This is a genomic window from Pseudomonas sp. Snoq117.2 (assembly GCF_900110545.1).
Taxonomy (GTDB): Bacteria; Pseudomonadota; Gammaproteobacteria; order Pseudomonadales; family Pseudomonadaceae; genus Chryseomonas; species Chryseomonas benzopyrenica.
The window spans coordinates 796788-819983 of record NZ_FOED01000001.1 but is presented as its reverse complement, the minus strand read 5'-3'; the positions used below and the strand labels follow the sequence as shown (position 1 = coordinate 819983).

At 64.2% G+C, this 23196-nt stretch carries 41 protein-coding genes; 17 read left to right on the top strand and 24 right to left on the bottom strand.

The window, feature by feature from the left end; genetic code table 11:
* Window positions 1-33: 33 nt before the first annotated feature.
* The 6 genes from ispF to rpoS all read left to right on the top strand — a co-directional run bounded on the left by ispF (window position 34) and on the right by rpoS (window position 5092).
* Window positions 34-507: a 2-C-methyl-D-erythritol 2,4-cyclodiphosphate synthase gene (gene ispF, locus BMZ43_RS04155; protein WP_017639034.1), complete on the top strand. Its 474-nt coding sequence runs from the start codon at window positions 34-36 to the stop codon at window positions 505-507.
* Window positions 504-1562, top strand: a complete 1059-nt coding sequence (truD, locus tag BMZ43_RS04150) for a tRNA pseudouridine(13) synthase TruD (protein WP_093250240.1) — start codon at window positions 504-506, stop codon at window positions 1560-1562. The genes ispF and truD overlap by 4 nt, the downstream gene beginning before the upstream one ends.
* Window positions 1550-2305, top strand: coding sequence for a 5'/3'-nucleotidase SurE (surE, locus tag BMZ43_RS04145; protein ID WP_017639032.1), 756 nt, complete (start codon window positions 1550-1552; stop codon window positions 2303-2305). The genes truD and surE overlap by 13 nt, the downstream gene beginning before the upstream one ends.
* 38 nt (window positions 2306-2343) lie before the next feature.
* The gene (locus BMZ43_RS04140) at window positions 2344-2982 is read left to right on the top strand and encodes a protein-L-isoaspartate(D-aspartate) O-methyltransferase (protein ID WP_160923793.1); all 639 of its coding nucleotides are present in this window, start codon (window positions 2344-2346) and stop codon (window positions 2980-2982) included.
* Between the two features lie 170 nt (window positions 2983-3152).
* The gene (locus tag BMZ43_RS04135; RefSeq protein WP_064306749.1) at window positions 3153-3989 is read left to right on the top strand and encodes a peptidoglycan DD-metalloendopeptidase family protein; all 837 of its coding nucleotides are present in this window, start codon (window positions 3153-3155) and stop codon (window positions 3987-3989) included.
* Between the two features lie 110 nt (window positions 3990-4099).
* Window positions 4100-5092 carry an RNA polymerase sigma factor RpoS gene (gene rpoS, locus BMZ43_RS04130; RefSeq protein WP_093250237.1) on the top strand — a complete coding sequence of 331 codons (993 nt, stop codon included), beginning with the start codon at window positions 4100-4102 and terminating at the stop codon, window positions 5090-5092.
* Between the two features lie 407 nt (window positions 5093-5499).
* Here rpoS and fdxA read toward each other — a convergent pair whose 3' ends face one another.
* The 24 genes from fdxA to BMZ43_RS04020 all read right to left on the bottom strand — a co-directional run bounded on the left by fdxA (window position 5500) and on the right by BMZ43_RS04020 (window position 17965).
* Window positions 5500-5823 (bottom strand): ferredoxin FdxA, encoded by a 324-nt coding sequence (gene fdxA, locus BMZ43_RS04125; protein ID WP_007159459.1) that lies wholly within the window; start codon window positions 5821-5823, stop codon window positions 5500-5502.
* Between the two features lie 68 nt (window positions 5824-5891).
* Complete coding sequence (gene mutS / locus BMZ43_RS04120) at window positions 5892-8468, bottom strand: DNA mismatch repair protein MutS (RefSeq protein ID WP_093250233.1); 2577 nt, start codon at window positions 8466-8468, stop codon at window positions 5892-5894.
* Window positions 8469-8520: 52 nt separating this feature from the next.
* Entirely contained in the window at window positions 8521-9498 is a 978-nt protein-coding gene (locus BMZ43_RS04115) for a tyrosine-type recombinase/integrase (RefSeq protein WP_093250229.1), read from the bottom strand.
* A 12-nt stretch (window positions 9499-9510) separates the two neighbouring features.
* Window positions 9511-9708, bottom strand: a complete 198-nt coding sequence (locus tag BMZ43_RS04110) for a DUF4224 domain-containing protein (RefSeq protein ID WP_093250225.1) — start codon at window positions 9706-9708, stop codon at window positions 9511-9513.
* Between the two features lie 51 nt (window positions 9709-9759).
* A complete protein-coding gene (locus BMZ43_RS04105) occupies window positions 9760-9963 on the bottom strand; it encodes a phiTE_015 family protein (RefSeq protein ID WP_093250222.1) in 204 nt (67 codons plus the stop codon).
* Complete coding sequence (locus BMZ43_RS04100; RefSeq protein WP_093250217.1) at window positions 9960-10469, bottom strand: hypothetical protein; 510 nt, start codon at window positions 10467-10469, stop codon at window positions 9960-9962. Before BMZ43_RS04100 ends, BMZ43_RS04105 begins: the two co-directional genes overlap by 4 nt.
* Window positions 10466-10738, bottom strand: coding sequence for a hypothetical protein (locus BMZ43_RS04095; protein ID WP_093250214.1), 273 nt, complete (start codon window positions 10736-10738; stop codon window positions 10466-10468). Before BMZ43_RS04095 ends, BMZ43_RS04100 begins: the two co-directional genes overlap by 4 nt.
* Before the next feature lie 46 nt (window positions 10739-10784).
* Entirely contained in the window at window positions 10785-11408 is a 624-nt protein-coding gene (locus BMZ43_RS04090) for a hypothetical protein (protein WP_093250211.1), read from the bottom strand.
* Window positions 11409-11472: 64 nt separating this feature from the next.
* A complete protein-coding gene (locus BMZ43_RS04085) occupies window positions 11473-11889 on the bottom strand; it encodes a hypothetical protein (protein WP_093250208.1) in 417 nt (138 codons plus the stop codon).
* A gap of 59 nt (window positions 11890-11948) precedes the next feature.
* Entirely contained in the window at window positions 11949-12101 is a 153-nt protein-coding gene (locus tag BMZ43_RS26430; RefSeq protein WP_177344769.1) for a hypothetical protein, read from the bottom strand.
* Window positions 12102-12110: 9 nt separating this feature from the next.
* A complete protein-coding gene (locus BMZ43_RS04080) occupies window positions 12111-12365 on the bottom strand; it encodes a hypothetical protein (protein WP_093250203.1) in 255 nt (84 codons plus the stop codon).
* Complete coding sequence (locus BMZ43_RS04075; protein ID WP_093250200.1) at window positions 12358-12819, bottom strand: hypothetical protein; 462 nt, start codon at window positions 12817-12819, stop codon at window positions 12358-12360. The genes BMZ43_RS04080 and BMZ43_RS04075 overlap by 8 nt, the downstream gene beginning before the upstream one ends.
* A gap of 44 nt (window positions 12820-12863) precedes the next feature.
* Window positions 12864-13235 (bottom strand): hypothetical protein, encoded by a 372-nt coding sequence (locus BMZ43_RS04070; protein WP_093250195.1) that lies wholly within the window; start codon window positions 13233-13235, stop codon window positions 12864-12866.
* Window positions 13236-13249: 14 nt separating this feature from the next.
* Window positions 13250-13720: a hypothetical protein gene (locus BMZ43_RS04065; RefSeq protein WP_093250192.1), complete on the bottom strand. Its 471-nt coding sequence runs from the start codon at window positions 13718-13720 to the stop codon at window positions 13250-13252.
* Window positions 13680-13985 (bottom strand): hypothetical protein, encoded by a 306-nt coding sequence (locus BMZ43_RS26425; protein ID WP_093250186.1) that lies wholly within the window; start codon window positions 13983-13985, stop codon window positions 13680-13682. The genes BMZ43_RS04065 and BMZ43_RS26425 overlap by 41 nt, the downstream gene beginning before the upstream one ends.
* Window positions 13982-14176, bottom strand: coding sequence for a hypothetical protein (locus BMZ43_RS26420; RefSeq protein WP_093250183.1), 195 nt, complete (start codon window positions 14174-14176; stop codon window positions 13982-13984). The genes BMZ43_RS26425 and BMZ43_RS26420 overlap by 4 nt, the downstream gene beginning before the upstream one ends.
* A 303-nt stretch (window positions 14177-14479) precedes the next feature.
* Entirely contained in the window at window positions 14480-14695 is a 216-nt protein-coding gene (locus tag BMZ43_RS04050; RefSeq protein WP_093250178.1) for a hypothetical protein, read from the bottom strand.
* 14 nt (window positions 14696-14709) lie between these two features.
* Window positions 14710-15048 carry a response regulator transcription factor gene (locus BMZ43_RS04045; RefSeq protein WP_093250984.1) on the bottom strand — a complete coding sequence of 113 codons (339 nt, stop codon included), beginning with the start codon at window positions 15046-15048 and terminating at the stop codon, window positions 14710-14712.
* Between the two features lie 47 nt (window positions 15049-15095).
* Entirely contained in the window at window positions 15096-15311 is a 216-nt protein-coding gene (locus BMZ43_RS04040) for a hypothetical protein (protein ID WP_093250174.1), read from the bottom strand.
* Window positions 15308-15532: a LexA family protein gene (locus tag BMZ43_RS04035; RefSeq protein WP_177344768.1), complete on the bottom strand. Its 225-nt coding sequence runs from the start codon at window positions 15530-15532 to the stop codon at window positions 15308-15310. The genes BMZ43_RS04040 and BMZ43_RS04035 overlap by 4 nt, the downstream gene beginning before the upstream one ends.
* Window positions 15533-15911: 379 nt before the next feature.
* Window positions 15912-16169 (bottom strand): DUF1654 domain-containing protein, encoded by a 258-nt coding sequence (locus BMZ43_RS04030; RefSeq protein WP_093250166.1) that lies wholly within the window; start codon window positions 16167-16169, stop codon window positions 15912-15914.
* 107 nt (window positions 16170-16276) lie between these two features.
* Window positions 16277-16753 (bottom strand): type II toxin-antitoxin system death-on-curing family toxin, encoded by a 477-nt coding sequence (locus tag BMZ43_RS04025; protein WP_093250162.1) that lies wholly within the window; start codon window positions 16751-16753, stop codon window positions 16277-16279.
* Window positions 16754-16758: 5 nt separating this feature from the next.
* Window positions 16759-16929, bottom strand: a complete 171-nt coding sequence (locus BMZ43_RS26415) for a hypothetical protein (RefSeq protein WP_177344767.1) — start codon at window positions 16927-16929, stop codon at window positions 16759-16761.
* A 328-nt stretch (window positions 16930-17257) separates the two neighbouring features.
* A complete protein-coding gene (locus BMZ43_RS04020; protein WP_093250158.1) occupies window positions 17258-17965 on the bottom strand; it encodes a LexA family transcriptional regulator in 708 nt (235 codons plus the stop codon).
* A 92-nt stretch (window positions 17966-18057) separates the two neighbouring features.
* Here BMZ43_RS04020 and BMZ43_RS04015 point away from each other — a divergent pair, with 92 nt between their 5' ends.
* From BMZ43_RS04015 to BMZ43_RS03965, 11 genes are all read left to right on the top strand, one after another.
* A complete protein-coding gene (locus tag BMZ43_RS04015) occupies window positions 18058-18285 on the top strand; it encodes a transcriptional regulator (RefSeq protein ID WP_058790595.1) in 228 nt (75 codons plus the stop codon).
* Between the two features lie 162 nt (window positions 18286-18447).
* Complete coding sequence (locus tag BMZ43_RS26855) at window positions 18448-19188, top strand: phage antirepressor KilAC domain-containing protein (RefSeq protein ID WP_256562867.1); 741 nt, start codon at window positions 18448-18450, stop codon at window positions 19186-19188.
* 29 nt (window positions 19189-19217) lie between these two features.
* On the top strand, window positions 19218-20024 hold the full coding sequence (locus tag BMZ43_RS04005; protein ID WP_371913845.1) for a helix-turn-helix domain-containing protein: 807 nt from the start codon (window positions 19218-19220) through the stop codon (window positions 20022-20024).
* Complete coding sequence (locus BMZ43_RS04000; protein WP_093250151.1) at window positions 20024-20686, top strand: replication protein P; 663 nt, start codon at window positions 20024-20026, stop codon at window positions 20684-20686. Before BMZ43_RS04005 ends, BMZ43_RS04000 begins: the two co-directional genes overlap by 1 nt.
* 118 nt (window positions 20687-20804) lie before the next feature.
* Window positions 20805-21284 (top strand): hypothetical protein, encoded by a 480-nt coding sequence (locus BMZ43_RS03995; protein ID WP_093250146.1) that lies wholly within the window; start codon window positions 20805-20807, stop codon window positions 21282-21284.
* Complete coding sequence (locus BMZ43_RS03990) at window positions 21274-21543, top strand: hypothetical protein (RefSeq protein WP_093250141.1); 270 nt, start codon at window positions 21274-21276, stop codon at window positions 21541-21543. Before BMZ43_RS03995 ends, BMZ43_RS03990 begins: the two co-directional genes overlap by 11 nt.
* Window positions 21540-21761 (top strand): hypothetical protein, encoded by a 222-nt coding sequence (locus tag BMZ43_RS03985; RefSeq protein ID WP_093250123.1) that lies wholly within the window; start codon window positions 21540-21542, stop codon window positions 21759-21761. Before BMZ43_RS03990 ends, BMZ43_RS03985 begins: the two co-directional genes overlap by 4 nt.
* Window positions 21758-22063 (top strand): nuclease domain-containing protein, encoded by a 306-nt coding sequence (locus BMZ43_RS03980; protein ID WP_093250117.1) that lies wholly within the window; start codon window positions 21758-21760, stop codon window positions 22061-22063. The genes BMZ43_RS03985 and BMZ43_RS03980 overlap by 4 nt, the downstream gene beginning before the upstream one ends.
* Window positions 22060-22494, top strand: a complete 435-nt coding sequence (locus BMZ43_RS03975) for a VRR-NUC domain-containing protein (RefSeq protein ID WP_093250114.1) — start codon at window positions 22060-22062, stop codon at window positions 22492-22494. The genes BMZ43_RS03980 and BMZ43_RS03975 overlap by 4 nt, the downstream gene beginning before the upstream one ends.
* A complete protein-coding gene (locus BMZ43_RS03970) occupies window positions 22491-22916 on the top strand; it encodes a hypothetical protein (RefSeq protein ID WP_093250111.1) in 426 nt (141 codons plus the stop codon). The genes BMZ43_RS03975 and BMZ43_RS03970 overlap by 4 nt, the downstream gene beginning before the upstream one ends.
* Window positions 22894-23196 (top strand): hypothetical protein, encoded by a 303-nt coding sequence (locus BMZ43_RS03965; protein ID WP_093250103.1) that lies wholly within the window; start codon window positions 22894-22896, stop codon window positions 23194-23196. Before BMZ43_RS03970 ends, BMZ43_RS03965 begins: the two co-directional genes overlap by 23 nt.

Below are 23196 nucleotides of genomic sequence, written 5' to 3'. Positions count from 1 at the left end.
GACGCCCTGTCATTTTCCAGGGCGTCTCTCTTCATGCGCATAGGTCACGGTTTCGACGTTCACGCCTTCGGCGAGGGCGATTTCATCACCCTCGGTGGCATTCGCATTCCCCACCACCATGGCCTGGTCGCCCACTCCGACGGCGACGTGCTGTTGCATGCCCTGGCCGACGCCCTGCTGGGCGCGGCCGCTCTGGGCGACATCGGCAAGCATTTCCCCGATACCGATCCGCGCTTCAAGGGTGCCGACAGCCGGGTGCTTCTGCGTCATGTGGTCGGTCTGGTGCGCGAGCAGGGCTGGCAGGTCGGCAACGTCGACGGCACCATCGCAGCCCAGGCGCCGAAGATGGCGCCGCACATCGAGGCCATGCGCCAGGCCATCGCCGAGGACCTGCAGGTCGAACTGGGCCAGGTCAACGTCAAGGCCACCACCACCGAGCGTCTGGGTTTCGTCGGGCGCGAAGAAGGCATCGCCGTGCACGCCGTGGCCCTGTTGCTGCCGCTATGACCGAAGACCAGCTGCTCGGGCCGCGCGCCCATGGCGAGCCCTGTGGCCAGGCGATCCTCAAGGCCAGCGCCGAGGACTTCCAGGTTGACGAGGTACTGGACATCCCGCTGAGCGGTGATGGCGAGCACCTCTGGCTATGGGTCGAGAAGCGTGGCCTCAACACCGAGGAGGCCGTGCGCCGCCTCGCCCGTGCCGCTGGCGTGCCGCAGCGGGCGATCAGCTACGCCGGTCTCAAGGATCGCCAGGCGCTGACCCGCCAGTGGTTCAGTCTGCACCTGCCCGGCAAGGCCGATCCGGACCTCGCGGCCGCCTGCGACGAGACGCTGGTGATCCTCCAGCAGGGGCGGCACCGGCGCAAGCTGCAACGCGGCGCTCATGCTGCCAATGGCTTCCGCCTGCGCCTGACCGGGCTCAAGGCCGATGCCGCGGCGCTGGAGGCGCGGCTGCAGGCCATCGCCGCCGAGGGCGTACCCAACTATTTCGGTCCGCAGCGTTTCGGCCATGAGGGCGGCAATCTGGCCGACGCTCAAGCGTGCGCCCGCGACCAGCGCCTGCCCGAGCAACGCAACCGGCGTTCGCGAACCCTGTCCGCCGCGCGCAGCTGGCTGTTCAATCAGGTGCTGGCCGGTCGTGTCGCCGATGGCTCGTGGCAGCGGGCGCAGGAGGGTGATCTGCTGGCCTTCACCGACAGCCGCAGCCACTTTCCAGCGACCACCGCCGATCTAGAGGATCCGCGCCTGGCGGCGCTCGATCTGCACCCCACCGGCCCCCTGTGGGGCGCCGGCGAGTCGCCGGTGCAGGGGCCGGCCGCCGCCCTGGAACAGGCGGTGGCGAAGGCCGCCGGAGAGCTGCCCGCCTGGCTGGCCGGTGCCGGCCTCTCGCATGAACGGCGCATCCTGCGCCTCCCCATCGGCGGCCTGACGTGGCATTATCCCGCTCCTGACATTCTGCAACTCGAATTCGTCCTGCCGGCCGGCTGTTTCGCCACCGCAGTGGTTCGCGAGCTGGTAACGCTTGGCGAGGCAGGGCAGACGGAACATCCATGCGACTTCTGATCGCCAACGACGATGGGGTGCTGGCCCCCGGTATCGCCGCGCTGCATGCCGCGCTCTCCGCTCGTGCGGACTACGAGTGCCAGGTAGTCGCGCCGCTCTATGACATGAGCGGCGTGAGCAGTGCCCTGACGCTGGACCGCCCCCTGCATCCGCAGCGCCTGCCCAATGGCTTCCTGGGCGTCAACGGCACGCCTACCGATTGCGTTCACCTCGGCCTCAACGGCCTGCTGGACGAGACGCCGGACATGGTGGTGGCCGGTATCAACCTGGGTGCCAACCTGGGCGACGACGTTCTCTATTCCGGCACCGTCGCCGCGGCCATGGAAGGGCGTTTCCTCGATCGTCCTGCCCTGGCCTTTTCGCTGGTCTCGCGCAGCCCCGACAACATGGCGGTGGCGGCCGAGATCGCGACCCGCATTGTCGCCCTGCACGAGCGCTTCGACCTGCCGCCGCGCACCGTGCTCAACGTCAACATCCCGGATCTGCCGCTTGAGCAGATCAAGGGCCTGCAGCTGACCCGTCTGGGGCACCGTGCCCAGGCCAAGCCGCCGGTGCGCGAGATCAATCCGCGCGGCAAGGCCGGCTACTGGATCTCGGTCTCCGGCGATGCCGTGGATGGCGGACCAGGTACCGATTTCCATGCAGTGCTGGAAGGCTATGTGTCGGTGACGCCGCTGCAGTTCGATCGCACCTTCCGCGAGGGTTTCGCCGGCCTGTCGGCCCTGACGGAGCTGCTGACATGACTCAGGGGCAAGAGCATATGCAAAGACACGGCATCGGCATGACCTCCCAGCGCACCCGGGAGCGGCTCATCCAGCGCCTCTACGAAGAGGGGCTGTCCAACGCCCAGGTGCTGGAGGTGATCCGCCGTACGCCGCGTCATCTGTTCGTCGACGAGGCCCTGGCCCATCGCGCCTACGAAGACACGGCGCTGCCCATCGGCCACAACCAGACCATCTCCCAGCCCTTCATGGTGGCGCGCATGACCGAGCTCCTGCTCGCCGGCGGGCCGCTGGACAAGGTCATGGAGATCGGTACCGGCTCCGGCTACCAGACCGCCATCCTGGCGCAGACAGTGGAGCGGGTGTTTTCCGTGGAGCGGATCCAGTCGCTGCAGGACCGGGCCAAGGAGCGGCTGCTCGAACTCAACCTGCGCAACGTGGTGTTCCGCTGGGGCGATGGCTGGGAGGGCTGGCCGGCGCTGGCGCCCTACAATGGCATCATCGTCACCGCGGCCGCGCGGGAAGTCCCCCAGGCGCTGCTCGACCAGCTGGCACCCGGCGGTCGCCTGGTGATCCCGGTGGGCGTCGACGAGGAGCAGAAGCTCCTGCTGATCGTGCGCGAAGACGACGGCTTCGTCCGCCACGAACTCAACGCCGTCCGTTTCGTGCCCCTGCTCAACGGACCTCTGGCCCAGTGAGCGATAGGGAACGTTACCCCGGTGCCACGCTCCAAGGCTGCCTGGCGGCTTTGGCCGCTTGAGGCCGGCGGGATGGCCGGACGGTAGATGATCAGACTCTGCGGGAGGAACGGGTGAAGGCCCGAGCGCAAGGATTTCCAGGACGAGGGCGATCAGGCTGGCTGGCGACAGTGCTCGTGGCCCTGCTGCTGACGGGTTGTTCGAGCAATGGTTCGCGAGCGCCGGTGGTCGACCGCGGCGATGGTCGCGGCAGCGTGCCCCAGGTCACTTCCGGGCAATATCGCGTCAAGCGCGGTGACACCCTGTTTTCGATCGCTTCCCGCAACGGCTGGGAATGGCGTGCCCTGGCGGCCCAGAATGGTCTCAGTGCGCCCTATGTCATCCATGTCGGCCAGGTCATTCGTTTCGGCAACGGTTCCAGCGCCAGTGGTTCCAGTCGCATCATCCGTCGACCGGCCACGGTAGCTTCCGCTCCGGCACCGGGCAGTCCGGTGGCCACCCCGGTACCCATCCCGCCGCCCGTCACCTCCAGTCCCACCGCCGCCACCCCGGTGGTGACCCCGAATCTGCCTACGGCGCCACCGCCGACCCCGGTGACGCCAGCCCAGACGCCGACCCGTGACGTCCCCCAATCGGCCTCCGGTTGGGCCTGGCCGACGAAAGGCACCCTGATCAGTCGCTTCTCCGCCAGCAGCAGTCTAAACAAGGGAATAGACATCGCCGGCCAGGAAGGCCAGCCCGTGATGGCCGCCGCCGATGGCACCGTGGTCTATGCCGGAAACGGTCTGCGGGGTTATGGTGAACTGGTTATCGTCAAACACAGCGAAACCTACGTCAGTGCCTACGGTCACAATCGTAGGTTGCTGGTTCGGGAAGGTGAGCGTGTCAAGATAGGGCAGACGATTGCCGAGATGGGTTCGACCGGGACCGACCGGGTCAAGCTTCATTTCGAGATTCGCCGTCAGGGCAAGCCGGTGGATCCCTTGCAGTTTTTGCCCAATCGCTGATTCGCTAGGCGCCGACTCGATCCCGCAGCTCTTTGGGGGCGAGTCATGGCGCATCGGCAACGTATCGATACGCCCTGGCTCGAAGCACAGACGAGCAAGGGTTACTCAAGATGATCCAGAACAAACAAGAAACCGAGTACGATCTCGGCGACGATGTCCTGCTTCTCGATTCCAATCCCTTCGGTGAGGAATCCACCGAATCCGCCATGACCAAGGCGCTCTCCGGGCGCGGTAACCAGGTCTTGCGCGGCGCCAAGCTGGCCGATTATGGCCGAGCACTAGACGCCACTCAGCTCTATCTCAACGAAATCGGCTTCTCGCCACTGCTGTCACCGGCGGAAGAGGTGCATTTCGCGCGTCTCGCGCAGCGCGGTGATCCCGCCGGTCGCAAGCGCATGATCGAAAGCAACCTGCGCCTGGTGGTCAAGATCGCCCGCCGCTACATCAATCGCGGCCTGTCGCTGCTCGATCTGATCGAGGAAGGCAATCTGGGCCTGATTCGCGCCGTGGAGAAATTCGACCCCGAACGGGGCTTCCGCTTCTCCACCTATGCCACCTGGTGGATCCGGCAGACCATCGAACGGGCGATCATGAATCAGACCCGCACCATTCGCCTGCCGATCCATGTGGTCAAGGAACTCAACCTGCATCTGCGCGCGGCACGCGAACTCACCCAGAAGCTCGACCACGAGCCTTCGCCCGAGGAGATCGCCGCGCTGCTGGAAAAACCGGTGGCGGACGTCAAGCGGGTGATGGGCCTGAACGAGCGGATCAGCTCGGTGGACATGGTGCTCGGTCCCGATTCCGACAAGACCCTGCTCGATACCCTGACCGACGATCGCCCCACCGACCCCTGCGAACTGCTGCAGGATTCGGATCTCAACCAGAGCATCGACCAGTGGCTGCTGGAACTGCCGGAAAAGCAGCGCGAAGTGGTGGTACGCCGCTTCGGCCTGCGGGGTCATGAAGCCTGCACCCTGGAAGAGGTAGGACAGGAAATCGGACTGACCCGCGAGCGGGTGCGGCAGATCCAGGTCGAGGCACTCAAGCGGTTGCGTGAGATCTTCGAGCGCAACGGCCTGTCCAGTGATTCGCTGGTCTGACCAGCCCTAGCTGAATATCAACCAAACGAAGCCCGGATTCATCCGGGCTTTTTTCTGCGTGTTCTTGTAAGCCTCGGCTTACAGGCCGCGTAAGCATGAATCGCTTGAGACTGCCGGAAAGCATCGCTTGATCAGTATGGCCAATCTTCAAGTGATTGCCGCATAACGATTTTTTGTTTCGGGCGGAGCAGCGAAGCGGCCCGAGAGAGCGGCTTGTGGCAGATTGCCATTGCTCGGGAGGAGAGTACTATCGGCTCTGTGTCTGGGACGACACGGATCGGCAGGAAGCGGATCGGGATCACCTCAAGACGAGGCTCACCAGGACGGTGGCAGGATTACAGGGACAGGGACGAAGGGGGCGGAGCGATCCGCCCCCTTTTTTATTGCCTGGAGATTCCAGGCAAGGCCTAGCGTTCGAGCTGGGGGAGCTTGTTGGGCTTGCCATCCCACTCGGCGGCGTCAGGCAGGGCATCCTTCTTCTCGGTGATGTTCGGCCAGATGTTGGCCAATTCACTGTTGAGTTCGATGAAGGCTTCCTGGCCGGCCGGAACCTCGTCTTCCGAGAAGATCGCCTGGGCCGGACATTCGGGTTCGCACAGGGCGCAGTCGATGCACTCGTCCGGGTGGATCACCAGGAAGTTGGGGCCTTCGTAGAAGCAGTCCACCGGGCAGACTTCCACGCAGTCGGTATATTTGCATTTGATGCAGTTGTCAGTGACGACGAAGGTCATCTGCTCGTTCTCCTCAGGCTAAGGCGGCGGATTCTAGCAGCATTGCCGGAACCCTCGTATCCGTTAACTCAGATACGCTTTTTCCATTCGTAGATAAGCTCCAGGGCCCGTCTGGGTGTGATGTCGTCCGGCTGCAGGCGTTCCAGTTCCTCGATGAGAGGATGGGCGGCGCTGGCGAACAGATCGGCCTGCAAGGGGCGGTCCTTGGAAGGGACACTAATCGGCAGTGGCGTACCTACTTCACCGTTGAAACTGGCCGCCTCCAGGCGGGCGAGGTGTTCGCGCGCGCGCAGGATGACGTCTTCCGGTACCCCGGCCAGTTGCGCCACGGCCAGGCCATAGCTCTGGCTGGCAGGGCCGGGCAACACATGGTGCAGGAAGACGATGCGGTCGTTGTGCTCGGTGGCGTTGAGGTGGACGTTGGCCACGCTCGGCTGGCCTTCCGGCAACACGGTCAGCTCGAAGTAGTGGGTGGCGAACAGCGTCCAGGCGCGCAGCCGCGCCAGTTGCTCGGCGGCGGCCCAGGCCAGGGACAGGCCGTCGAAGGTACTGGTGCCGCGGCCGACCTCGTCCATCAGCACCAGGCTGTGTTCGCTGGCGTTGTGCAGGATGTTGGCGGTCTCGCTCATCTCCACCATGAAGGTGGAGCGGCCACCGGCCAGGTCGTCGCTGGAGCCGATGCGGGTGAAGATGCGGTCCACCAGGGACAGTTCGCAACTGGCCGCCGGGACGAAGCTGCCGACATGGGCCAGCAGCACGATCAGCGCGGTCTGGCGCATGTAGGTGGACTTGCCGCCCATGTTCGGACCGGTGATCACCAGCATGCGGGTGTCGTTGTCGAGGGTGACGTCGTTGGCGACGAAGGGGGTTTCCAGCACCTGCTCGACCACCGGGTGGCGCCCCTGCCCGATCTTCAGGCAGGGCTCCGCGACGAAGCGCGGCTTGTTGAGGTCCAGGTTGAGGGCGCGCTCGGCGAAGTTGGCCAGGACGTCCAGCTCGGCCAGGGCCGCGGCGCTGTCCTGCAGCGGCGCCAGGTGACCGATGAGTTCGTCCAGTAGCGCCTCGTAGAGGGCCTTTTCTCGCGCCAGGGCGCGACTCTGGGCCGACAGGGCCTTGTCCTCGAAGGCCTTGAGTTCCGGGGTGATGAAGCGCTCGGCGCCCTTGAGGGTCTGGCGGCGGATGTAGTCGGCCGGTGCCGATTCGGCCTGGCGGCTGGGGATCTCGATGAAGTAGCCGTGGACGCGGTTGTAGCCGACCTTGAGCCCCTGCAGGCCGGTACGGGCCTTTTCCCGGGCCTCCAGGTCCATGAGGAACTGGCCGGCGTTCTCGCTCAGGGTCTGCAGCTCGTCCAGCTCACTGTCGTAGCCGCGCTTGATGACGCCGCCGTCGCGGATCACCGCCGGCGGGTTGTCGATGATGGCGCGGGCCAGGGTCGCGGCCAGTTCCGGATAGGTCTGGATGCTCTTGGCCAGATCGAGCAGGTGCGGGGCGATCATCTGCGTCAGCCCGTCCTGCAGCGCCGGCAGCGCGGCCAGGGCATCGCGCAGACGGGCGAGGTCACGCGGGCGGGCGTTGCGCAGGCCGATACGGGCGAGAATACGCTCCAGGTCGCCGATGTCCTTGAGCTGCGGCTGCAGCGTCTCGAAGCGATAGCCTTCCAGCAGGCAGGTGATGGCGTCCTGACGCGCCTCGATCACCGCGCGATTGCGCAGCGGGCGATTCAGCCAGCGGGTCAGCAGGCGACTGCCCATGGCGGTCTGGCAGCGGTCCACCACCGATTGCAGGGTGTTGTCGCGACCACCGGCCAGGTTGACGTCCAATTCCAGGTTGCGGCGACTGGCGCCGTCGAGGATGACGGTGTCGTCCAGACGCTCGTGCCTGAGGCTGCGCAGATGGGGCAGGGCGGTGCGTTGGGTTTCCTTGGCATAGGCCAGCAGGCAGCCGGCGGCGCCGAGGGCCAGGCCCAGCTTGTCGCAGCCGAAGCCCTTGAGGTCGCCGGTGCCGAATTGCTGGCAGAGGCTCTTGAGCGCCGAATCGCAGTCGAAATCCCAGGGCGCCCGACGACGCACGCCGCGGCGCTTCTCGGCGGGCAGGCCGACGGGCCAGTCGTCGGGGATCAGCAGTTCCGCGGGATTGAGGCGGTCCAGCTCCGCCAGCAGGGTTTCCCAGCCGGCCAGTTCCTGCACGGTGAAGCGGCCGCTGGCGATGTCCAGCACGGCCAGGCCGAACAGGCGCTCGTCGCCCAGCACGGCGGTCAGCAGGTTGTCGCGGCGCTCGTCGAGCAGCGCCTCGTCGCTGACGGTGCCGGGGGTGATGATGCGTACCACCTGGCGTTCCACCGGGCCCTTGCTGGTGGCCGGGTCGCCGATCTGCTCGCAGATCACCACGGATTCGCCGAGCTTGACCAGCTTGGCCAGGTAGCCCTCGGCGGAATGGAAGGGGATGCCGGCCATGGGGATGGACTTGCCGGCCGAGGCGCCGCGGGCGGTCAGGGTGATGTCGAGCAACTTGGCGGCACGCCGGGCGTCATCATAGAACAGCTCGTAGAAATCGCCCATGCGATAGAACAGCAGCTGTTCGGGGTGCTGATGCTTGATCTTCAGGTACTGCTGCATCATCGGGGTGTGTGCGGAAAGATCGGTCATTGCTGGCTTTCTGGAGGGGGCGTCTATTTGACAATGCCCCATTGTCTAATACTTAGGCGCCCTTTGTCGGCATCCGAGGCGGTTCTGCGACGTCGATTTCCCGGTTGCGGATGTACCTCGCGGTCATCTTGGCGTCGGTGTGTCCACCCAGCTTCTGGGCATCGTTGCCCTGGCGCTTGGTGTCGGTCAGCGCCTTGGCGCGCAGGTCGTGAAGGGTGGCATCAGCCACGCCGGCGCGATCGCAGGCGATCTGGTACATCTGCTTGACGGTCTGGTAGTTCACCGGCCGTCCACCCCGGGCTGTGCAGAATAGGGTCAGCCCGCGCACCGGCCGCGGCAGCGCCTTGGCACGATCGATCACCGCCTGCAGGTCGGGCGTCATCCGCACCACCAGGCGCGCGCCAGTCTTCTGCTGCTTGAAGGCGATCCCCTCCGGCGAGATGTCGGCCAGGCGGATGGCCAGGACGTCGCTGATGCGCTGGCCGGTCAGGTAGCACATCTCGTAGATCACACGCATGTTCGGCCCGGCTGCGGCCAGGATGCGGTGGAACTCCTCGTCACTGACATAGCGCTCGCGCTTCTTCTCGGCGTGGCGCTTGATGCCCACGCACGGGTTCGAGTCCACCAGCTGCCACTCCAGAGCGTGCTGGAAGACCACGCGCAGGAACGACAGGATCCGGTTGCACATGTTCGGCGTGTCGGCCATGTGCATCTTCAGCAGGGCGACGTGCTTGGGCAGCACCTGGCGCGGCTCGAACTCGGCAAAGGTCTCCTTCAGCTTCGCCGCGGCGATCTGGTACTGCTTGATCGTGTTCAGCGCCAGGCGCGGAGTCATGTGCTCCAGCACCTTGTCGATGAGCGCGGGCATCCCGCCCTGACTCTTCGGGTCCATCGCCTTGGCATAGGCGATCAGGGCTTCCTGGTAGTCCACGCCGAGCCGCGTCCATACGTTCTTGCGCACTAGGTAGTAGGCCCCGTGCTTCTGGTACATGCACGCCGGCAGGTGCCGGTCCTTCATGCGTCGGCGCATTCGCCTATCCCCTCATGCCAGCCGCAGCTGCGGCTCCTTCCGTTTCGACGACACAGACCCAAGGCGCGCCAGGACAACCTCGCGCAGCACCTTGGGCCGGCCGTTCCCGTCTATCACAAAGCCGAAGCGCTCGCGCTCCAGCCAGCGCACCTGATCCCGCGCTCGCTTGTAGCCGGTGAGCTCGGCCACCTCTTCCTCAGTCAAGAACATGGCTGTCTCCTTGCGGCTCATCAGGTGAGCCGATTGCGGGTGCTATTCGGCTCATCGCTTTCCACTCAGGCCGGCGACTGATAGAGCTTCCAATGCTCGGATCTGCCTTAATAGGAAAAGACGCGCCGCTTGCCACAGCTCCCAGCCGGCCTGGGTACTCGGGTCGGTATAGACGCCGCCCGCCCGCCGCAAATCGAAGCACGCGGGGGAGGTCTGGCGCAGGTGCGCCTCAAACTGCTTTCTCGAATCGCTCATGTCTGCTGCTCCTTTGTCATAGCCTGCTCTATGACTATCGCCGCTGCTTCTATGGCCTTGCCGGCGCGCTTGGCCGATACCTCGCCGCCAGTGAGGCAAGCGACCAGACAGTGGTTGGTTTCCTGAAGAACGCCGAGCAGCTCCGCCTTCTCCGCCTTGAGCTGGTCACGTTCCTGCTCCGCATATATGCGGAGCTCGTGCGGAGTCTTGCCGGTGCAGCGCTGCAGCGTGACCACGATCTGGCGAAGATCCGGATAGGCGCCGCTGGTTAAGGTCAGCTGCAGGTAGTTGATGGCGTCGGACGTGTAGAGCTGTTCGCCGAACGCATCCGCAAGCAGGGCACAGGGGCCGCCCTCCAGGCCTATCGTGAAGCCGCCATCGGCCGGCAGGAAAGCGCGCAGCTTGGTGCTGTCGACCACTTTGTCCGCCAGGGCATCGCGCAGGCTGGAGTTCTCCGCCTTCAGCTGCTCGATCTCCGCGCGCAGCTGCTGTACGAGGATGGTCATGGCCGGATCTCCATATTGCCGCGCAGCAGCCGGCGCGCCAGGCGCTCGCGAATGGTCAGCTGACGAGCCTTGCCGCGAGCATTGACGACCTCGATGTGCGCTCCCTTCCGCTCAACCCGAACTGAGTGGCTATCCAGGGCGCGAGCCGCCTCCTTCAGCGCGTGCTTCAGATCGCTCTCCAGTGGTGATTCGTCGTAGCTGAGCCGGTAGGAAAGGTTCTGGCAGGTGCTGGCGACGCGGGCTTCGTAGCTTTCGTTTTCCGTAGACATGACAGTCCTCATCCCGCGCCAGGGCGCAGGTTCAATGGGGTAGGGGTTAGGCCGCGCGCTGGGCTTGGAAAGCGTCCCATGCCTCTCGATCGCCGTTGGCGACGTACCACTCCAGCGTCGTGGAGTTCTCCTTCTCGGAGACGGATCCACCGTACTGCGCGCCTGGAAAGGTGAAGGTGGCGCGATTGCCGCACCACGGATAGCCGCCGGTGAAATCCTTGAAGGTCAGGCCAGGCTGAGCTGCAGCCACTGCTTTCTTGAAGTCCTCGAACTTCGCATTGCGTGCGGCAACCTCCTTCTCGTGGTCATCCTTGCAGCTGGCATCGCAGAAAACGCGGTCTCCGTCGAAGACTGGCGTTAGCAGCTCGTCAGTCTCATAGCCGTCGCTGCCCAAGGCGTGGTGCTCATCGCTCACCATGCGGGAGCAGTTTGTGCAGCCAATCTGCCAGCCGTTCTCGATGTAGGCCTGGGCCGGGATGAAGCTGCCGGCGTACTGATCAGCCCATGGCGCGCGCTTGCAACTGACCCAGGTGAAATCGGCGCCTATGGCGTCCGCGCCCTGTCGCCGAGCGGCGACGTTGGTAGTGGCGAACTGGATCGTGGATTCTTCCGGATCATTCGTTGCGACGGTGTATGCCTTGACCGGCTTTACCTGCACAGGCTTCGTCATGGTTTTCTCCAGGCGCGCGGGCGCCTCGCTGGTGATGCGTGGATAGGTGGGTAGGGGTAGGGGATCAGGCGGACTTGCGAGGCCGGGAGCCGGGCACCCAGTCGTCCAGGCCGCGATCAGTGCTCTTGCAGATTCGATCCCTGACTGGCTTGCGGAGCTTGGCGCCGCGCCATCCGCGGTGGTAGCGGGTGCTCAGGACGCTTCGCGGAATGCCGGTCTCGCGGGATATCTGGGCCAGCAGCTCCAGCTCCTCCGCGCTCAGCCGTGGACGTGCTGGCGCGTACAGGTCTTTACCGGCCAGCTTCCGATACCGCATAGCGCCTACCGACAAACCAGTGGCCTTGCACGCGTCGATTATTTCCGCATCCGTCTTGCGCAGCGGCTTGATCAGGTCTTCACCCTCCAGGCACTGGGCGTAATAGCGGTCATGGATGGCGCGATAGGGGATGCCGTAGCGTTCGGCGATCTCGCGCAGGGTCATAAGCTCGCCGCGGATTTCAAGCCGGCGGTGGGGAGGGGCTCCTCCAGGCATAGTTCACCTCAGCTGGCGTGCTTGTGAGCGTTCATCTGCTGGCGGATCTTCGAGCAGCGGTCATGCCGCGCCGGACCCTGGCCCCGGTTACGAGGCTTGCCGCAGATGTCGCAGATGGATGTGGAGTGCTGGAAGGAGAAGCGGGACATGGAGCCTTTCATGGCAGGCACCTAGTAGTCATGGTCACCTTCCAGCCAGCAGTTGTGGCAGATCGGACGGCGCTGGTGCTGAATGGCGTTGTAGGCGTCTTTCTTGATCCACCGGCTCTTGGTGACGAACACCCCGCAGTCACGGCAGCGCGTGTGGTGCTCTTCCGCCTTCCGGTGGGAGAACTTCGCCTCGTACTCAGCCTCTTCTTTTCGCCACTGCTCCCATCGCTGTTCGGTGGTCAGCCCATCAGGGTAGAACTCGTCGATGTCAGGCATCGCCGCTACCCCCGTCGCCCTGGGCGCGCATGGCGGCAGCCGAAGCCACTGGCTCAGGCGCGTGCTGCGCCAGGAATGCGCTTACCCTGCCGTCCAGGCTTCCTCCTCGCGGAAGGAAGTTGGTGGTCTTCCACAGGAGGCTCAGAGCCTTCACCAGAGTGGCCGCCTCATCCCCATGCGCGGCGGCAGGCGGGGCTACAGCAAACAGCCCCTGAACCTGTCCGCCATCTTCGGTCCCCTCGAATACGCGAGCGTGTATCAGGTTGGTCGTGACGTACCAAGGTCCATTGCCGTGCGTCCGGTACCGCCATGCCACCGGCTCACCACCGGCGGGCTGGGTAGCGAGGGCGGCGCGTAGCTCAATTATGGTGCCGGACTCGGGAAGCAGGTCGAGCAGCGAAATAGCGCGCTCGATTAGGTCTGGCGAAACCGCGATCATGCGTTCGTTGTTCATGGGTCAATACTCTGTCGGCACGCCAGATGGCATGCGGGGAGGGGTTAGGCTGCTTTGGCCTGGTATGCCTGCAGGCCAACCTTCGGGGCGCCGGTCTTCTTGTCCTTCAGCGGCTCGCCCTGGGCATCCAGGAGGACGGACTTGGCCTTGATCTGCAGATCGCGACAATCGAGCGTGCGCCTGGCGATCGCTATGAACTGCTCGGCGTACTGGGGGGCGTCGTACAGCGGCGACAGCTGCTTCACCCGCTTGCTGGCCATGATCTTGTCCGCGCGCTCCTCGCAGGCCTGCTGCCACTCCTGCGGGGTCAGCTGTAGGCGCTGGCCGGAATCGTCTCGGCGGGTGGTGGAAACCTTCTTGCGCGCCTCGGCCAGCGCAACATCACGAGTCATGCCGAACACTGCGAATGTGCTCATGGGAGCCTCCTTGGTTACGCTGCCTGCATGCGCTCAACGTGCGTCCAGGCACCGGTGACTTCGTAGATGTGGGCCGCCTGCTCCTCGCTGAGGGAAACGCCGCAGGGGTTGGCTATCCAGGCACTGCCGATCAGGTGTCGCCGGTTGCAGGTGTCCATCAGGCCGCGGTAGTGGAGCGCGATGACGTCGGTCAGCTGCCCGGCCATGTGGATGCCCGGCGTCGCGATCTCGACGGACTTGATGTACCGCTCGCCCCGCTGATCGATGCAGAAGGCGCTGAGGTAGATGGTCCACTGGTGCGGGATGTCGTTGATCGCCGTCACCAGGGCGCTGCCGCAGACGATCTTCTTCGCGCTCTGCATGTGGATCAGGCCCTTGCCGCCGTGCGGGTCGATGTTGATCACGCCGACGTGGTTGGTACGCAGCAGGGCGCGGCTGGCGCGCTCAAGCCTGGCGCGCGTGTTGTTCGGCTTGCGCTTGCTCATGGGGAGCCTCCAGCGTCTGCAGCAGGTCGGCGAAGGTGGCAGCGTGCTGATCGGCTGCGCGCTTCTTGGATCGGGACTCAGCAGCGATACCCCGCACCCGGGGCGCGCTGCTGTTGAACTCGGCGGGGCGAGTCAGCTCCCGCGGAGCCAGATAGGGAAGGGTGGCGATGCTGCCACCGGCGGCCAGGTACTGCTCAACGGCCTGGCCCAGGCTGGCGCGTTGCGGCTCTCGCGCCCGGATGTCGTGCTGGAAGTCGGGGATCATGCGGTGAGATCCCCTTCAATGCGCAGCAGATTCGCAGCGGTTTCGGCGCTGTCACGGCGACCGATCGAGCGGCAAGGCACCAGCAGCACCCTGTGGCCAGCGATAACTGCTCGGCGGCTGAGCTTCAACTGGATGGCGGAAACCTGCGCGCGATCCAATACGGCAGGGTGAAGCAGAACCTGTGCGCTCATGGCGAAGTCCTCGATGGGGAAGGGGAAAGAAAAGGGCCAGGCCGCGCCGCTGGGGAAGCGACCGAGTGCGACCTGGCGAAAAAGGTGCCGGCGGCAGGGTTGAACCGTGGCCGGCGGTGATGCAGTGCCAGTGCCTGTTGTGTGCTAACTGGCGCGACTCCGTCTTCCTGCATCGGGGAGCGTCATGGTCTTCCTACGGCACCCACGTACTGAGGCTGAGGCCGACCGGATTCCATGGGTAGGGTGGCGAGCCACCACCATGACGCTCTCCGATACAGCCTCTTGCGAGGCGATCGGTAACTCTCAAGCCCACTTCATCTTTTCCATAAGCTCATCTGCCGCTGTCTGCGGGTCATCGATGTTTCCGTAGCTAAGCTGGCGAACGAAGTCTTCCAGTTCTCCAAGTGCCGTTATCGCGTCGTATCGAGCGCTCGCGCTCCAGTCAGGGTTTTTACTCAGCAGCTCAACTGTTCTATCCGCGTCTACATTGCGGAACACCAAAGTCAGGTCCTTATCCATCGCTATCTCCTGGGTCAGGCGTAGATTTCAGGGGCTTCAGCGCGGCGCATCATCCGGACTTGGGCGGTGCGGCGCTCCGGCGCGCGGCGGTCGCGGCGCATCGGGTCTTCATCGAGGGCGGCATGGGCAACCACCAGGGCGGCCAGCATCAGGCAGAGCGGGCTGATGATCTGGCGCTTCATCGCCTCGGCCACCAGCTGCGGGGCTCGCTGGACGCCCAGCTTGAACATGGCGCTGCTTACCCGCTTGGTGACGGTCATGGGGGCGATCGCCATGTCGCGGGCGATTTCCTTGTGGGTCAGGCCGCTGGCCAGGCCCATCACGCATTCCAGTTCTCGGGGAGCCAGGCCCATGCCCAGGCGTCCTTGCCATTGCCCGAATTCGATCACGGTGTGGATCCTTACGCCGCCGCGGCGTGGTACTGGTTGAGGAGGTCTTCGAAGCCCGCCAGCGTGCGCTGGAAGTAGAGCTTCAGTCCGGGGGTGGAGGCCTGCTGCATCTCACGCCGGTACATGGCGGCGAGGTCTTCAACGTGCGGCAGGATGTTCAGGTGCAGGGTGGCTGGCGTGGCCGCTTCGATCTGGGCGCGCAGCCAGGCGACGTAGTGCTGGTTCATGACGAGCTCCTCAGCAGCCTGATCCCTCGGGCCGTATTGGGGGTGAGCTTCAGAAATCCCTTTTCCTCGAGCGCTGCCAGGTGCTCCTGGGCGCCGTTGGGCGATGCCATGCCCATCAGCTCGGCCAGCTCGGCGCGGGTGGGCGGGTAGTTGTGGGCCGACAGGAAGGCTTCCACTTCCTGCAGGGTCTGCAGCTGGCGCGGTGTCAGTGCGTTGGCCATGTGGCCTCCTGTTCGGTTGTCTTCCCGGCTGGCCCTGTCTCCAAGGCCAGCGAGGAAAACTGGTGTTGCTCCCACCGCAGCCATCGATCACTGGCGGTACACGTACCCCGCTGCCAGTCCTCTACTGTCGGCAACGTCTCCCCTCGGAGTGGGCGGTGGGCGGCGCATCGGGGTTCGCTCCCGGTGCGTCGGCCTGCTATGCCGGCAGGCTCGGCGGTCTAATTTGTGAAAGAGCAGGGCGGCTTTCGCTGCCGGGCAGTTGTCGCTGCCGATGAGTCAAAGATAAGCCAATGCCTAATAATCTGTAAATAGCTAATGCCTAATTTATTTTGCGTGGGCGTGAAAAAGCCCGCTCGGCGGCGGGCTTCGGGTTAGGGGATCAGAAGTCCTTGGGGACCTTCCAGAAGAGGTCAACGCTGCCATCGTCGCGCCGGGCGATGGTCACGTTGTCGTTCTCCTCGATCTCGGCAAGGAGGCGTTCCCAGTCGGCCTCATAGGCTCCCAGGCGTTCGAGATGCACATGCCTATCCGTGTCGCCGCGGGCTGAGTTGATCAGTCGCATGACGCGCTCAGCCAGCAGGCTGAAGGACGTGACGGGAGTGGACTCGATCTGAGCTTGGGGTTGGGCCTTGGCCATGGGGGTACCTCCTTTCTGTGATACTGTTCAAATATACAGTATGCGACAGGAGGCGGAGCGGCAAGGTTCCGGGCACAAAAAAGCCCGCTGCGGGGGCGGGCTGGGTTTTAAAGCATCCTATCGACCATTCTTTCGATGAGCCTTCGAAGGGCATCGGTGCCCTCTAGGCTGAGGTCTGCCAGTGGATGGTGCCACTTGTATAGGAAGCGCTCGAGATAATCCCGGTCAATTTCTCCAGTGACTACGCCTACGGCAACCTCTACGAGATCAGATCCGGGCGCGGTGAGCTCATAGCCGTTGATAAGCAGGAACATTGACGTCGCCACCACTGCTGTCCGCTTGTTGGCGTTCAGGAAGGGGTGATTTTTGGCAATGCTGACGAAGAGCACGGACGCAAGGGTGATGACGTCTTCGGTTCCCTGATAGAACCTGTGCATGTTCGGCGCCTGCTGAGCGCTGTGCAGAGCATCCATAGAAAAAACGCCAGACTGCTCGCCTGGCGTTTTCATCCTGATCAGACGTTCGTTTATCTGAATCAGGTCATCTGGTGTGAGCGAGCGTATCCCTTCGCAGTACTCAGGCATTGATGCTACCGCTCGGCCAGCTCTTCGATTGCTCGCTCATAGCGATCAAAGGTAATGGCGAAGGCATTGTCGAGCTGTTCCTGATGGTCGCCAGTGGTTGGGCGGGCCTTCACGACAGTCTTGTCGCGAGGAGGGAGGTCGACGAATTTGGGCTTATCTTTCAGCAGAGCAGACATGGTAGTTCTCCGGGCAATGCTTCTTGCTTGCCATCTCCAGGAAGGACAGTCCTGAAGGTTACGGCTCGTTTGGCGGATCCTTGAGCCGGTTAGGACCCATTCGGGCCCTTCAATAGGGGCGCATGTTAATAAACTAAACGTGACATGTCACGACCATGTGAGTGTGACCGGTCACATCAGTTCGATTGATTTCGGTAATGGCACAAACCGCTCTAGCGCCGTACTTTTGACGGGTGGCCGGTAAGGGCGGGGTTGTGCGTACCGCTTGCGCGCATGCTAGACGCATCGGTGAGGATTGAAGTTAACATCAAATCCTGGCCCTAAGTGATCAGTCCCAGAAAGCTGACGACCAGAACACCTTGCCCAGGATCGAGATGTCCTTTTCGGCCATCTCCGTGGGGGTGTAATCCTCGTCGGCGTGCTCGGCCCGGTTGAAGCTACGCAGCCGGATCCCGCCACCAGGTAGCCGATAGACCTGCTTCACCCGCAGCTCGCCATCGTGCTTGATCACGTAGACCTTGCCGTCCTTGATGGTGGTGATGTGCATGTTGACGCCCACGGTGCTGCCGTCGGGCAGAGCGGGCTCCATGCTGTTGCCGCTGACGGTCACGCAGATGGCGTTGCTAAACTGGACGCCACGCTCGCGCAGGCTCGACTTTCCCATCCGGACGCAGCGGCCAGAGTCTAGGTCTTCGGCAACAACGCCCGGGCCGCCGGACACGCGCACATCCTTCAGCAGGGGGATCTCCACCTCGTCATCGTCGAGCGGGGTGCTGTCATCCCAGGCCGAGATCGGACCGATGATCTGAGCGTTCCCCTTCGGCTTCCGCGAGAGACCCCAGTGCTCGGGGCCGACGACGTCCGAGAAATAGTCGATCAAGGCCATGAGCTTGTCCTTGCCGATCCGCCCATGAGAAGTCCAGCCCTGGACTGACGGCGGTTTCACGTCGAAATCGTCAGCGAGCTTCTTCTTGGTGATGCCTTTCTTCAGGCGGGCGCTTTCGATAGCTGCGCCAAGCTCTTGTCCAGTAAGCATTGCCTAATTTTCCTTGCGGTACCCGCATTAGGCAATGGCTTGCTGATGATAAGCCAATGCCTTATTCTGTGCTCATGACAGGAGCACTCCGAATGAACGCATCCGAAGCAGTAAAGGAAGCATCCCGCCTGGTGGGCAGTCAGCGCGAGCTGGCCAAGCGCATCGGCGTCATGCCCCCAACCGTCAACCAGTGGTGCATGGGCGAACGCCCCGTGCCGCCTCGCCGCGCCGTTCAGATCGAAGTCGCCACCGCTGGAGCGGTTCGCCGCGAATCTCTCTGCCCGGACTTTCCCTGGGCCGAAGTCGCCTTGGCGTCCTGACCATAGAACCCATTATCCGCGTCATGGCCTTGCGCCAGCAGTCACGCGGGATAGCTGTGATTCCGTCCAGTACGCGAATCGCAGGCACAAAAAAGCCCGGCGGCAACCGGGCTTCTTCATCCCCCTGGTGAGGCCAGGGATACGTCGTCAACGAGGCTCAGTATGAACCAAATGAAGACCGTCGATCAACCGCTGGAACTGGCAGGCCAGGCTATTCGCCAGGACGCCGAGGGTCGTTACAGCCTGAACGACCTGCATCGCGCTGCCGGTGGCATCAAGCGCCAGGGTCCCAGCTATTGGCTGGCGAACGCCCAGACCAAGGAGCTGATCGCCGAGCTGGAAACTACCGGAATCCCGGTAGTAACCCTGGAAGGCCGATTCGGCGGTACCTACGTCGCCAAGGAATTGGTCTACGCCTACGCCATGTGGATCAGCCCTCGCTTCCACCTGCAGGTCATCCGCGCCTACGACGCCAGCGTGACATGTCACGAAAGGCAAATCCCGCAGACCATGGCCGAAGCCCTTCGCCTGGCCGCCGACACCCTCGACGAGAACGCCCAGCTTCGCTTGGTGGTGGATCGCCAAGCGCCGAAGGTGGCCGCCATTGATCGTCTGGCCAAGGCCCAAGGCGCCATCTGCATCACCGACGCGGCCAAGCAGCTGCAGATCGAGCCCTCGAAGCTGTTCGCCTGGATGGACCAGAACCGCTGGATCTACCGACGCAACGGCTCCACTCGCTGGATCGCCATGCAGCCCCGCCTGAACGCCGGCCTGCTGGTGCACAAGGTCACCGCGCTGAAGCCCGACCAAGAGACCGGCGCTGAGCGTGCTGCTTTCCAGCCGCTGGTCACCCCCAAGGGTCTGGCCTATCTGGCCGAGCGCCTGTCTGGAGAGTCGCTGTGAGCGTTCAAGCCATGTCCTGGGCCATGCAGATGCCCAAGTCCACCCTGGGCGATGCCTCCGCCCGCCACGTGCTGCTGTGCCTGGCCAACTACGCCGGCCAGGACGGTCGTGGTGCTTTCCCCTCTGCTGAGCAGCTGGCTGAAGACACCGGCCTGTCCGAGCGGACCGTCCGCTACAAGCTGGACCTGCTGGAAGAGATGGGCCTGATCACCCGTGGCAACCAGGCGATCGCCGCAGCCTACATCGGCCGGAAAGACCGCATCACCAACGTCTACGACCTCCAGCTGAAACGGGGTGCAGTGGCTGCACCCGGTGAAGTAACGGGGTGCAGTTCACAACAGCACGGGGTGCAAACCACGACAGAACGGGGTGCAGCCGTTGCACCCAATACGTCACTGAACCAAGAACAGAACCAAGAGCAAGGCCGCGAGGGCGCGGCGAGCGCATCCGGTGAGGCTGGTTCGAACGATCCCGAGACCGCCCCTGATCAACCCCGGAGCCGCGCCAAGGGCTTCAGCCTGACCGACATGCAGGCCCTGACCGAAACCGCAGGCATCGCCATCTCCGCCGACGTCGCCAAGGACTACCTGGCCTTCCGCCGCGAACTCAAGAAGCCGCTCAACGCCACGATCTGGAAAACCATCCTGACCGAACTAGCCAAGGCCGCCGTGCACGGCATCAGCGCCGACCAGGGCTTGGCCGAGGCCATGACCGCCGGCTGGCGTGGCCTCAAATCCGAATGGCTGGTGAACCGCCTGAAGCACCACCAAGGCCCCGGCGCCGGCCCGAACGACGACGACACCAGCTGGGCCAACAACCTGAACGAGGATCTGTGATGCGCAACGCCACCGAGATCGTGAAGCACGTGGACTTCAGCCAGTCCCGGCCGGCAGTCCAGCAGCCGCCGGCCAGCATCGACGAGGGCACCGCCCAGGTCGTCAACGCGCTGTTCGTCGAGCTGAAGTCCATCTTCCCCGCCTGGAAGCAGGCCTGGCCGGACGACGAAGCCCTGAAGCGCGCCAAGCGCTCCTGGATCAAGGGCCTTATGGCCGCCGGCATTCAGTCACTGGAGCAGATCCGCTTCGGCCTGATGACCTGCCGTGCCAGCGGCCAGGACTTCGCGCCCAGTGTCGGCAAGTTCGTGGAGTGGTGCCAACCCACCGCCGAGCAGCTGGGCCTGCCGCCGACCGAAAAGGCCTTCCAGGAGGCTGCCCGCAATTCGCACCCGGCTGTAGGGCAGGGCGCCCGCTGGAGCCATCCGGCCGTGCACCACGCCGCCACGGAGTCCGGGCTGAGCAACCTGTTCCGCCTGAACGAAGACGCCGGGCGCAAGCTGTTCGAGCGCAACTACTCGATCGCCTGCCGCATGGTCGCCGCCGGCCAGCCGCTGCGCGAGATCCCCAAGGCGCTGCCCGCCGAGTTGTCCACTCCGGCCAAGCCTGAAACCGTTCAGTCCGAGCTGGCCAAGATGCGCGCCGCGCTGGGCCGCCGCTCGTGAAGGCCTGCTGGATGGTCCTGCTCCCCAATCGCGCGCCCTTCGCAATGGTCGGCGCCCAAATCAACCGCGACGAGGCCCTGACCTGCGCTCGCATCATCTGGCCGGAGGCCGACGTAGCATGAAGACCGCCAACATCGTTTCCACTGCAATGGGCGTCAGCCTTTCCTGCCTTCTCCTGCTGGGTGATCCCTGGCACGACTTCGCCTATTACACGCTGCTTGCGTTCACCGTTCTCGCCTGGGTCGGCCTGCTGATCGGCGCGGTGAAGGAAGAGGCAGCGGCCAAGATCCGCGAAGGGGTATGGCTCAGCTGCGGAAGTACCGCCTTCCAGCTCTACGCGCTGATCATGACCGGACACCAGCTGCTGGCTGCGTCGTCCTTCATCGTCTCAGCCTTCATCGTCAGCGCTGCATTCCAGAAGGTGGATATCCCGACCCTGTGCGCGAAGAAGTCGGCCTATTGCCGCGGCCAGGCTGCCTATCGGAGCGGCCTGCACACCAATCCCTATGACCTTGATGACTCACGTCATCAGGACTGGTGGGAGGGCTACCAAGCCAGCCAGGCCAGCGCCGGCAAGGAGCAAGACCATGTCGCATAACTTCAAGATAGGGGATCTCGCCCTGACCCTGGTGGCTCTGTCCGACGTTGAAGCGGGTAGCGTCGTAGAGCTGGTGGACCATATCGAGAAGGGCGACCTGGTGATCTCCGAAGGGATCACCCGCAGAACAATCGAGACCGGTTGGGTGTGCAAGCCCGCGGCAAAGAGTGGCTTGCTCGGTTACCCGGAGCGTTACCTCATGCCGCTTCGCGGCGACTTCGCCCCTGAGCGCCAGAAGTCCCAGGAGGTGCCGGCATGATGTTCACCGAGCAAGAGGTGCTGGAAGAGCGCCGCCTGGCCTATGACATGGGCTTCAATCGCGGCTCTGGCATGGACCCCAAGGTCCAGCACACCGAAGCCTACATCCACGTTCGCGAGCACGAGCTGGCCCAGCCGGTGAAGCGCGAGCGCAAGGCGCCCACCGCGCGCCGCCCGATCGGCGACTGGCTGGGTGACGGGGAGGGCCGTGACCAATGAGCCGCGCCCAGTCCAAGAAGCTCCGAGACAGCGCCTGCGGCCAGGAATGCACCCTGCGCATCCCGGGCGTCTGCAACTTCAATCCCGAGACCACAGTGCTGGCTCACGTCGCCTGCGGCCAGAAGGGTATGGGCCTGAAGAGCCCAGACAACATGGCCGTGTTCGCCTGCAGCTGCTGCCATGACCTGCTCGATGGCCGCCGGCAGGGCGAGCTGGATCAGCGGGACGTGATCCGGGCCCTGGGCGAAACCCAGGCCATCTGGATCAGCCAGGGCTTGATGACGATAAAGGGGGCGGCATGAGCGCCCTCCCGAAGAAGTACCAGCCCCGCGAAGTCCGCGCCCGCGCCCCGCGCATCGACTGGGAGGGCAACGAGCAGACCATCCTCTTCACCTGGATCGATCTTCAGTACCCGCGCGAGTCGAAGCTGATCTACCACGTGCCCAACGGTGGCCACCGCCACAAAGCCACGGCCGGCAAGCTGAAAGGGCAGGGCGTGCGCGCTGGAATGCCGGACATCAACGTCGATATCGCCCGGGGCGGCTACTTCGGCCTTCGGATCGAGTTCAAGGCAACCCCGCCGAACGATGCCGATGTCTCGCCCAAGCAGCGCGACGCCCTGAAGCTGCTCAATGACCGCGGCTACCTGGCCATCGTCTGCCGGGGTGTCCATGACGCCCAGGAGCAGATTCGCGCCTATCTACGCCTGCCCGCCACGGAAGCACGTCCATGAATCACCCCGCCCAAGACCTGGCCGGCCTGGCCCGGCAGATCCTCGGCCACTCGATGGTCGTGCTGCTCAGCCACCACGACAAGGCCTACCAGGCCGCTCCGGAAAACGCCCGCGCGCTGATTGCTGAGATGAGCGCCCTGTCTGCCCAGCGCCTGGCCGCTGCCACAGATGAAGAGCTGCGTCGCCGCTGGCAGGTACTGGAAGAGCAGCGGAGCCAGTGCTTCGGCCGTATCTCTGCCGCCCAGGGCCTGCGCTCTGGTCGCGGCCGGGGTGACCGCTTCAGGTCCTGGCGCGACACCAGCACCATCGACCGCGCCGCAGAAGAAAAGGCCCAGCGTGACATGTCACGTTTTCAGACCGAGAAGGACCTTATCACCGAGGAGATCCAGCGGAGGGCCAATGCGCAAGCAGCACGGGCCTGACCTCACCCGCAAGGTGAAGCCGATTTCGCGTTGCGTGACATGTCACGGGCGCGGCGTCACCAAGGGCCTCTTCTATGAGATGGAGTGCAGCTCCTGCAATGGCGAGGGCTGGACCGACAAGGCCACCGGCCTGCCGCTAGAGTCAGAGGACGCCCGATTCCAGCTCAATGCCTACACGCTTCGACTTGAACAACAGATTGCCCACCTGCAGCGGACGCAGACCCATCACCAAGAAAACAACCGCCGCGGCCCTGGCGGCTCGCATCGCACCGGAGACTGA

Excerpts from the sequence above, each read along its gene's own strand:
- BMZ43_RS04050 (WP_093250178.1), bottom strand. The coding sequence starts at position 14,695 with ATGGATAAGGACCTGACTTTGGTGTTCCGCAATGTAGACGCGGATAGA.
- BMZ43_RS04030 (WP_093250166.1), bottom strand. The coding sequence starts at position 16,169 with ATGGCCAAGGCCCAACCCCAAGCTCAGATCGAGTCCACTCCCGTCACG.
- BMZ43_RS04020 (WP_093250158.1), bottom strand. The coding sequence starts at position 17,965 with ATGCTTACTGGACAAGAGCTTGGCGCAGCTATCGAAAGCGCCCGCCTG.
- BMZ43_RS04085 (WP_093250208.1), bottom strand. The coding sequence starts at position 11,889 with ATGACCCTGCGCGAGATCGCCGAACGCTACGGCATCCCCTATCGCGCC.
- BMZ43_RS03970 (WP_093250111.1), top strand. The coding sequence starts at position 22,491 with ATGAATCACCCCGCCCAAGACCTGGCCGGCCTGGCCCGGCAGATCCTC.
- BMZ43_RS04005 (WP_371913845.1), top strand. The coding sequence starts at position 19,218 with ATGCCCAAGTCCACCCTGGGCGATGCCTCCGCCCGCCACGTGCTGCTG.
- BMZ43_RS03985 (WP_093250123.1), top strand. The coding sequence starts at position 21,540 with ATGATGTTCACCGAGCAAGAGGTGCTGGAAGAGCGCCGCCTGGCCTAT.
- BMZ43_RS03965 (WP_093250103.1), top strand. The coding sequence starts at position 22,894 with ATGCGCAAGCAGCACGGGCCTGACCTCACCCGCAAGGTGAAGCCGATT.
- BMZ43_RS03980 (WP_093250117.1), top strand. The coding sequence starts at position 21,758 with ATGAGCCGCGCCCAGTCCAAGAAGCTCCGAGACAGCGCCTGCGGCCAG.
- BMZ43_RS04000 (WP_093250151.1), top strand. The coding sequence starts at position 20,024 with ATGCGCAACGCCACCGAGATCGTGAAGCACGTGGACTTCAGCCAGTCC.
- BMZ43_RS26420 (WP_093250183.1), bottom strand. The coding sequence starts at position 14,176 with ATGAGCGCACAGGTTCTGCTTCACCCTGCCGTATTGGATCGCGCGCAG.
- BMZ43_RS04115 (WP_093250229.1), bottom strand. The coding sequence starts at position 9,498 with ATGCGCCGACGCATGAAGGACCGGCACCTGCCGGCGTGCATGTACCAG.
- BMZ43_RS04045 (WP_093250984.1), bottom strand. The coding sequence starts at position 15,048 with ATGGGCCTGGCTCCCCGAGAACTGGAATGCGTGATGGGCCTGGCCAGC.
- BMZ43_RS04035 (WP_177344768.1), bottom strand. The coding sequence starts at position 15,532 with ATGGCCAACGCACTGACACCGCGCCAGCTGCAGACCCTGCAGGAAGTG.
- BMZ43_RS04095 (WP_093250214.1), bottom strand. The coding sequence starts at position 10,738 with ATGTCTACGGAAAACGAAAGCTACGAAGCCCGCGTCGCCAGCACCTGC.
- BMZ43_RS04040 (WP_093250174.1), bottom strand. The coding sequence starts at position 15,311 with ATGAACCAGCACTACGTCGCCTGGCTGCGCGCCCAGATCGAAGCGGCC.
- BMZ43_RS03990 (WP_093250141.1), top strand. The coding sequence starts at position 21,274 with ATGTCGCATAACTTCAAGATAGGGGATCTCGCCCTGACCCTGGTGGCT.
- BMZ43_RS04080 (WP_093250203.1), bottom strand. The coding sequence starts at position 12,365 with ATGCCTGACATCGACGAGTTCTACCCTGATGGGCTGACCACCGAACAG.
- BMZ43_RS26415 (WP_177344767.1), bottom strand. The coding sequence starts at position 16,929 with ATGTCTGCTCTGCTGAAAGATAAGCCCAAATTCGTCGACCTCCCTCCT.
- BMZ43_RS04105 (WP_093250222.1), bottom strand. The coding sequence starts at position 9,963 with ATGAGCGATTCGAGAAAGCAGTTTGAGGCGCACCTGCGCCAGACCTCC.
- BMZ43_RS03995 (WP_093250146.1), top strand. The coding sequence starts at position 20,805 with ATGAAGACCGCCAACATCGTTTCCACTGCAATGGGCGTCAGCCTTTCC.
- BMZ43_RS04075 (WP_093250200.1), bottom strand. The coding sequence starts at position 12,819 with ATGAACAACGAACGCATGATCGCGGTTTCGCCAGACCTAATCGAGCGC.
- BMZ43_RS04015 (WP_058790595.1), top strand. The coding sequence starts at position 18,058 with ATGAACGCATCCGAAGCAGTAAAGGAAGCATCCCGCCTGGTGGGCAGT.
- BMZ43_RS04065 (WP_093250192.1), bottom strand. The coding sequence starts at position 13,720 with ATGAGCAAGCGCAAGCCGAACAACACGCGCGCCAGGCTTGAGCGCGCC.
- surE (WP_017639032.1), top strand. The coding sequence starts at position 1,550 with ATGCGACTTCTGATCGCCAACGACGATGGGGTGCTGGCCCCCGGTATC.
- BMZ43_RS26855 (WP_256562867.1), top strand. The coding sequence starts at position 18,448 with ATGAACCAAATGAAGACCGTCGATCAACCGCTGGAACTGGCAGGCCAG.
- BMZ43_RS26425 (WP_093250186.1), bottom strand. The coding sequence starts at position 13,985 with ATGATCCCCGACTTCCAGCACGACATCCGGGCGCGAGAGCCGCAACGC.
- BMZ43_RS04025 (WP_093250162.1), bottom strand. The coding sequence starts at position 16,753 with ATGCCTGAGTACTGCGAAGGGATACGCTCGCTCACACCAGATGACCTG.
- BMZ43_RS04070 (WP_093250195.1), bottom strand. The coding sequence starts at position 13,235 with ATGAGCACATTCGCAGTGTTCGGCATGACTCGTGATGTTGCGCTGGCC.
- ispF (WP_017639034.1), top strand. The coding sequence starts at position 34 with ATGCGCATAGGTCACGGTTTCGACGTTCACGCCTTCGGCGAGGGCGAT.
- mutS (WP_093250233.1), bottom strand. The coding sequence starts at position 8,468 with ATGACCGATCTTTCCGCACACACCCCGATGATGCAGCAGTACCTGAAG.
- BMZ43_RS04110 (WP_093250225.1), bottom strand. The coding sequence starts at position 9,708 with ATGTTCTTGACTGAGGAAGAGGTGGCCGAGCTCACCGGCTACAAGCGA.
- BMZ43_RS26430 (WP_177344769.1), bottom strand. The coding sequence starts at position 12,101 with ATGAAAGGCTCCATGTCCCGCTTCTCCTTCCAGCACTCCACATCCATC.
- BMZ43_RS04090 (WP_093250211.1), bottom strand. The coding sequence starts at position 11,408 with ATGACGAAGCCTGTGCAGGTAAAGCCGGTCAAGGCATACACCGTCGCA.
- BMZ43_RS03975 (WP_093250114.1), top strand. The coding sequence starts at position 22,060 with ATGAGCGCCCTCCCGAAGAAGTACCAGCCCCGCGAAGTCCGCGCCCGC.
- BMZ43_RS04140 (WP_160923793.1), top strand. The coding sequence starts at position 2,344 with ATGACCTCCCAGCGCACCCGGGAGCGGCTCATCCAGCGCCTCTACGAA.
- BMZ43_RS04100 (WP_093250217.1), bottom strand. The coding sequence starts at position 10,469 with ATGACCATCCTCGTACAGCAGCTGCGCGCGGAGATCGAGCAGCTGAAG.
- fdxA (WP_007159459.1), bottom strand. The coding sequence starts at position 5,823 with ATGACCTTCGTCGTCACTGACAACTGCATCAAATGCAAATATACCGAC.
- rpoS (WP_093250237.1), top strand. The coding sequence starts at position 4,100 with ATGATCCAGAACAAACAAGAAACCGAGTACGATCTCGGCGACGATGTC.
- truD (WP_093250240.1), top strand. The coding sequence starts at position 504 with ATGACCGAAGACCAGCTGCTCGGGCCGCGCGCCCATGGCGAGCCCTGT.